Raw genomic sequence first — 6,982 nt, forward strand, 5'->3', positions numbered from 1 at the left:
GGATCGCCAGCAGGCATTCGGCTGGACCCAGGAAGACTTCAAGTTCATTCTGGAACCGATGGCGAAAAATGGCGAAGAAGCCATCGGCTCGATGGGCAACGACGCGCCGCTGACCGTGCTGTCGGATCGGCCCAAGCCTTTCTACAACTATTTCCGCCAGATGTTCGCCCAGGTGACCAACCCGCCGATCGATCCGATCCGCGAGCAGATGGTCATGTCGCTGGTGTCCTTCATCGGCCCCAAGCCCAACCTGCTGGACATCAACAACGTCAATCCGCCGCTGCGCCTGGAAATCAGCCAGCCGGTGCTCGATCGGGCCGCCATGGCGCAGCTGCGCCACATCAGCCGCCAGACCAATGATAAATTCCGCTGCTGCGAACTGGACATCACCTATCCGGTGGCCTGGGGGCGCGAAGGCATCGAGGCCTGCCTGGCTTCGCTGTGCGCCACGGCAGCCGATGCCGTGCTCAGCGGCGACAATATCCTGCTGATCAGCGACCGCCGCGTGGATGCGGAGCATGTCGCAATCCCCGCACTGCTGGCGACCTCGGCCATTCACCAGCACCTGATCCGCGCGGGCCTGCGCACCCGCACCGGCCTGATCGTGGAGACCGGGTCGGCGCGCGAGACGCACCATTTCGCCCTGCTGGGCGGCTACGGCGCCGAGGCGGTGCATCCCTGGCTGGCGCTGGAAACCCTGGCGACGTTCGCCGATGCCGACAAGGCCACGGAAAACTACATCAAGGCCATCGGCAAGGGGCTGAAAAAGGTCATGTCCAAGATGGGCATCTCGACCTACATGTCCTATACCGGCGCGCAGATCTTCGAAGCCGTGGGGCTGCACGAGAGTCTGGTGGAAAAATATTTCACCGGCACGCCCAGCAACGTCTCGGGCATCGACATCTTCCAGGTGGCCGAAGAGGCCCTGCGCACCCATCAGGCGGCGTTCAGCGCCGATCCGGTGCTGGCCCATGCGCTGGAAGACGGCGGTGAATACGCGTTCCGCATCCGGGGCGAACAGCACCTGTGGACGCCGGATTCGATCGCCAAGCTGCAGCACGCCACGCGCGCCAACAGCTATTCGACCTTCAAGGAATACGCCCAGCTCATCAACGACCAGTCGCGCCGCCACATGACGCTGCGCGGGCTGTTCGAATTCCGCGTCGATCCGGCGCGCGCCATTCCCCTGTCGGAAGTCGAGCCCGCCAAGGAAATCGTCAAGCGCTTTGCCACCGGCGCCATGTCGCTGGGTTCGATCTCCACCGAAGCGCATGCCACCCTGGCGGTGGCCATGAATCGCATCGGCGGCAAGTCGAACACGGGCGAAGGCGGCGAGGATGCGCTGCGCTACCGCGCCGAAATGCGCACGGGCAAACCCACCGTGCGCAAGGGCGACAGCCTGGCGTCGGTGCTGGGCCAGGATCGGGTCGAGGCCGACATCCCGCTGGCGGCGGGCGATTCGCTGCGTTCGCGCATCAAGCAGGTGGCCTCGGGGCGGTTCGGCGTCACGGCCGAATACCTGTGCAGCGCCGATCAGATCCAGATCAAGATGGCCCAGGGCGCCAAACCCGGCGAAGGCGGCCAGCTGCCGGGCCACAAGGTCACGGACTACATCGCGCAGCTGCGCTATTCGGTGCCGGGCGTGGGCCTGATTTCACCGCCGCCGCATCATGACATCTATTCGATCGAGGATCTGGCGCAGCTGATCCATGACCTGAAAAACGTCAACGAACGCGCTTCGATCTCGGTCAAGCTGGTGGCCGAGGTGGGCGTGGGCACGGTGGCCACCGGCGTGGCCAAGGCCAAGGCCGACCATGTGGTCATCGCCGGCCACGATGGCGGTACCGGCGCCTCGCCCGTGTCCTCGATCAAGCACGCGGGCATCCCCTGGGAACTGGGCCTGGCCGAGACGCAGCAGACCCTGGTGCTGAACCGTCTGCGCAGCCGCATCCGCGTGCAGGCCGACGGCCAGATGAAGACCGGCCGCGACGTGGCCATCGCCGCCATGCTGGGCGCCGACGAGGTCGGTTTCGCCACGGCGCCGCTGGTCGTCGAGGGCTGCATCATGATGCGCAAGTGCCACCTGAACACCTGCCCCACCGGGGTCGCCACCCAGGACCCGGTGCTGCGCAAGAAATTCAGCGGCCGGCCGGAACATGTCGTCAATTATTTCTTTTTCGTGGCCGAGGAAGTGCGCGAAATCATGGCGCAACTGGGCATCCGCACCTTTGACGAACTGATCGGCCGCACCGACCTGCTCGACATGCGCAAGGGTATCGAGCACTGGAAGGCGCGTGGGCTGGACTTCAGCCGCATCTTTCACCAGGTGCCCACCGAGGACCCGGTGCATCATACCGACGTGCAGGACCACGGCCTGTCGCACGCGCTGGATCACCAGCTGATCGAACGCAGCAAGTCGGCGCTGGAACGCGGCGAAAAAGTCTCTTTCATCACCCCGGTGCGCAACCGCAACCGCACCATCGGCGCCATGCTGTCCGGCGAGGTGGCGCGGCGCTACGGTCACGAGGGCCTGCCCGATGACACCATCCACATCCAGTGCAACGGCGCGGCGGGGCAAAGTTTCGGTGCCTTCCTGGCCCATGGCGTGACGCTGGACCTGGTGGGCGAAGGCAACGACTACGTCGGCAAGGGCCTGTCGGGCGGCCGTCTGATCCTGCGTTCGCCCAATGATTTCCGCGGCTTCGGACCGGACCACATCATCGCCGGCAACACCGTGCTGTATGGCGCCACGGGTGGCGAGGCCTATTTCAACGGCGTGGCCGGCGAACGGTTCGCGGTGCGCAATTCAGGTGCGGCTGCGGTGGTCGAAGGCACGGGCGACCATGGCTGCGAATACATGACGGGCGGGACCGTGGTGGTGCTGGGCGAGACGGGCCGCAATTTCGCGGCCGGCATGTCCGGCGGCATTGCCTATGTCTGGGATCCGGAACAGGTCTTCGCGCGCCGCTGCAACACCGGCATGGTGCGCCTGGATCCGATGGAAACCGACGAGGCCCAGCGCCAGGCCGGCGGGCCGCAGTTCTGGCACAGCCTGGAGCGTAATGGCCCGCGCGAGACCGACGAGACCATCGTGCGGCGCCTGGTGGAAAACCATTTCCGCTTGACGGGCAGTTTCCGCGCCCGGGCAATCCTGGAGGACTGGAACCAGGCGCGCCGCGCTTTCGTCAAGGTCACGCCGATCGAATATCACCGCGCCCTGGGTGAACTGTGGCAAGTGGCCCAGGCTCAGATCCAGGCCCAGACCCAGGCCGCTTGAAGGAACACCACATCATGGGAAAAATCACTGGTTTCATGGAATTCGCGCGGGTCAAGCCGGCCTGCGAGGCACCCGAATCCCGGCTGCGCCACTGGCAGGAATTCGTCTCGCCGCTGACCGATGAGCAGGCTCGCATCCAGGGCGCGCGCTGCATGGACTGCGGGGTGCCGTTCTGCACGCATGGCTGTCCGGTCAACAACATCATTCCGGACTGGAATGACCTGGTCTATCGCCAGGACTGGAAGCGCGCGCTGGATGTGCTGCTGTCGACCAACAATTTTCCGGAATTCACCGGGCGCATCTGCCCGGCCCCCTGCGAGGCGGCCTGCACCTTGAACCTGAACGACACGGCAGTCGGCATCAAGTCGATCGAACACACGATCATCGAGCGCGGCTGGCAGGAAGGCTGGGTGGTGCCGCAGCCGCCCGTGCGCAAGACGGGCAAGCGGGTCGCCATCGTGGGTTCGGGGCCGGCCGGTCTGGCCTGTGCGCAGCAGCTGGCGCGGGCCGGGCACAGTGTGTCGGTCTACGAGAAAAGCAACCGCATCGGTGGCCTGCTGCGCTACGGGATTCCGGACTTCAAGCTGGCCAAGTCGCACATCGACCGGCGCCTGGCGCAGATGGAGGCCGAAGGCGTGGAGTTCTTTCCCTCGACCTATGTGGGCCAGGCCGCGCACGCGGAGGACGGCCTGACGGTGGTGACGCCCGACGAATTGCTGGCGCAGTACGACGCGGTGGTGCTGGCGGGCGGGTCCGAACAGCCGCGCGACCTGCCGGTGCCGGGCCGCGAGTTGCGCGGGGTGCATTTCGCCATGGATTTTCTGCGCCAGCAGAACAAGGTGAATCACGGCGACCGCATCGCCAAGCCGATCAGCGCCAAGGGCAAGCATGTGGTGGTGATCGGTGGCGGCGACACGGGGTCCGATTGCGTGGGGACCAGCAACCGCCAGGGGGCGGCATCGGTGACGCAGTTCGAATTGATGTTCCGTCCGCCGGAAGCCGAAGACAAGCTGCTGACCTGGCCGTATTGGCCGATCCGGCTGCGCACGTCATCATCCCACGAGGAAGGCTGTCAACGCGACTGGGCGGTGGGCACGCAGGCCTTCGAGGGCAAGGGCGGCAAGGTCGAAAAGCTGGTCGCAACGCGCCTGGAATGGCTCAAGGACAAGGCCACGGGACAGATGAAGATGCGCGAGGTGAAGGATTCCCGGTTCGAGATCCAGGCGGATCTGGTGCTGCTGGCGATGGGCTTCGTGTCGCCGGTGCGCACGGTGCTGGATGCGTTCGGGGTCGAGGTGGACGGCCGCGGGAATGTGCGGGCGAACACGGATGATTACTGCAGTTCCCAGGCCAAGGTGTTTGCCGCCGGGGACATGCGGCGCGGGCAGTCGCTGGTGGTATGGGCGATCCGCGAAGGGCGGCAGTGCGCCCGGTCGGTGGACGAGTACTTGATGGGGGCTTCGGTGTTGCCGCGTTGATTGGTTTGAGTGCATAAACCGCCGGAGCGAGGCGGTCCGCCTCTGCCGGAGGGCGTGGCGGTCCTCCCGCTGGTCGGACTGCCCGGATCTGCCTCGTCCGTCAGGGCGGCGGGCGAACTCGTCGCGCTGCGCGCGCCTCAGACACGCCCGCCGACTGCCCCCTGACTCCCTTCGTCAGCATCCGGCACCCCGCAACACCGGCGCCGGCGAACCACCTCACTCCGGCTCCGTCTGGCTGGAACTGCGGCATGGTTGGGCTTGCCTGGGCTCGACAAAGAGGGTTCCGTTTTCGCACACGGGGCCCTGTTTGCATCTGCCTGCCATGCTGCTTACTGATCCAGCGTCGCCCCGCCGTCCACGCGCAGGTCGTGCAGGGTGATGTGGCTGGCCTGGTCGGACAGCAGGAACAGGACGGCCTGGGCGATTTCGTCGGGGGTGGCGATCTTGGCCAGGGGGATGCCCAGGCGCCAGCGGGCGGGGTCGCCGGCGATGACGGTGTCGCGTGAACTGCCCAGGGCCCACAGGGCTTGCTGCATGGCGGTGTCGGTGGAACCGGGCGAGACGATGTTGACGCGGATGCCGTGCGGGGCCAGTTCCAGGCCCAGGCAGCGGGCAAACTGGGTAGCGGCGGCTTTCGAGGCGGCATAGGCAGCCATGCCGGTGCGCGGCGTCGTGGCGGCGTTGGAACTGACGACGGCGATGGCGCCGGTGCGGCGATCGCGCAGGCGGCGGGCGACGGCGCGGCAGACGTGGAAGACACCGGTGGCGTTGACGTCAAAGCAGCGCGCCCATTGGGCGTCTTCCAGGTCGATGACGGCACCCATTTCCAGGACGCCGGCAACGCTGGCCAGGCCGTGGAGCGGCCCCAGGGCGGCTTCGGCCTGGGCGACGGTCTGTTCGACCTGGGCGGCATCGCGCACGTCCAGGACGGCGGTCCACAGGCGCTCGGACGGGGCGGTGCCGCCAGTGGCGGCATCCGTCGCCTGCGCCCGCAGGCGGTGCAGGCCGGCCGCGTCGAGATCGACGGCGGATACGCAGGCGCCCTGGGCCAGCAACTGGCGAGCGACGGCGGCGCCGATGCCGCTGGCCGCACCGGTGACCAGGACGTGGCGGTCGCGGAAATCGTCCTGGCGCTGCGCGGTCAGGTCCGCGCGGCCTGTGGTGTCCGGCTGGGCGTTCATGATGCGGCAATCCTTTGGGCGGCTGGATCGGCTGGGGCGGTGTCTTGCGCCAGGGCCTCGAACAGTTCGTTCAAGGTCAGGCTGACGCCGCAGCGGCGCGCGATGTGCGTGACGGCCATCAGGTGGTCTTCGAGGCTGAAATCGGCGCAGGCATCGATGACCAGAAAGGGCTGGATGTCCTGCATGAAAGCTTCCAGCGCAGTGGCCAGGCAGCCGATGTGGGCGTAGACCCCGCTGATGATCAGCTGGTCGCGGCCCTGGGTGCGCAGCCGGTCCCGCAGGTCGGACCGCTGGAAGGCGCTGTAGCGCCATTTGGTCAGCACGGTGTCCTCCGGACGCGGGCGCAGGGCCGCGACGATGCGCGCGCCGTCCTGGTGTTCGGGCGCGGTCAGGCCAGGCCCCCAGAAATCGTTCAGCAGCGCCCGGTCGGCTTCGGGCTGCACGGGCGGCTGGGCGGTGTAGTACACGGGGATGCCCAGGGCGCGGCAGCGGTTGCGCAGGTGGACGATGGCGGTGATCAGATCGGGGATCGGCGCCTGTGTTACGGCGTACTTGCCCAGGAAATAATCCTGCATGTCGTGGATCAGCAGGGCGGCGCGGCGGGCGTCGGGGCGCCAGTCCACGCGGTTGCGCACGGACGTGCGGGGCATGGGATAGGACGGCAGGGCGGGGATGGTCATGAGTCAGGGTTCCAGGGGCGTGCGGATCAGTCGGGTGTGGTGCCGTAGGGGCGGGTTCAGGCGATGCCCAGCGCATCCAGGACCGTGCGCAGTTTGTTGCCGGTTTCCCGGTATTCGAGCGCGGGGACCGATCCGGGGACGATGCCCGCGCCGGCGGATAGCGTCAGGCGGTGGCCGCAGCTGCGGGCGCAACGGATGGCGACGGCCCAGGTGCCGTCGCCGGTGGCGTCGCACCAGCCCACGGCGCCGGCGAAATAGCCGCGTTCAAAGGGTTCCAGCGCCGCGATGGCGCGCCGGGCATGCGCGGTGGGCAGGCCGCAGACGGCCGGGGTGGGGTGCAGGGCGATGGCCAGGTCCAGGGCGCTG

The 6,982-nt window shown here is 67.4% G+C and carries 5 protein-coding genes; 2 read left to right on the plus strand and 3 right to left on the minus strand.

What is annotated here, in order from left to right:
- On the plus strand, positions 1-3,277 hold a 3,277-nt coding region (locus RBR29_RS09555), incomplete at its 5' end, for a glutamate synthase-related protein (RefSeq protein WP_320348844.1).
- 14 nt (positions 3,278-3,291) lie between these two features.
- Positions 3,292-4,755 carry a glutamate synthase subunit beta gene (locus tag RBR29_RS09560; RefSeq protein ID WP_320348845.1) on the plus strand — a complete coding sequence of 488 codons (1,464 nt, stop codon included), beginning with the start codon at positions 3,292-3,294 and terminating at the stop codon, positions 4,753-4,755.
- Between the two features lie 329 nt (positions 4,756-5,084).
- On the opposite strand, the gene dhbA is transcribed toward RBR29_RS09560, so the two are convergent.
- The 3 genes from dhbA to RBR29_RS09575 form a co-directional block, all read right to left on the minus strand.
- A complete protein-coding gene (dhbA, locus tag RBR29_RS09565; RefSeq protein WP_320348846.1) occupies positions 5,085-5,936 on the minus strand; it encodes a 2,3-dihydro-2,3-dihydroxybenzoate dehydrogenase in 852 nt (283 codons plus the stop codon).
- Positions 5,933-6,616: an isochorismatase family protein gene (locus RBR29_RS09570; protein WP_320348847.1), complete on the minus strand. Its 684-nt coding sequence runs from the start codon at positions 6,614-6,616 to the stop codon at positions 5,933-5,935. The genes dhbA and RBR29_RS09570 overlap by 4 nt, the downstream gene beginning before the upstream one ends.
- 56 nt (positions 6,617-6,672) lie before the next feature.
- On the minus strand, positions 6,673-6,982 hold a 310-nt coding region (locus RBR29_RS09575), incomplete at its 5' end, for a chorismate-binding protein (protein WP_320348848.1).

Origin of the sequence: Castellaniella sp., from assembly GCF_034007085.1 — a bacterium.
Lineage (GTDB): Bacteria > Pseudomonadota > Gammaproteobacteria > Burkholderiales > Burkholderiaceae_B > Castellaniella.

Excerpts from the sequence above, each read along its gene's own strand:
- RBR29_RS09560 (WP_320348845.1), top strand. The coding sequence starts at position 3,292 with ATGGGAAAAATCACTGGTTTCATGGAATTCGCGCGGGTCAAGCCGGCC.
- dhbA (WP_320348846.1), bottom strand. The coding sequence starts at position 5,936 with ATGAACGCCCAGCCGGACACCACAGGCCGCGCGGACCTGACCGCGCAG.
- RBR29_RS09570 (WP_320348847.1), bottom strand. The coding sequence starts at position 6,616 with ATGACCATCCCCGCCCTGCCGTCCTATCCCATGCCCCGCACGTCCGTG.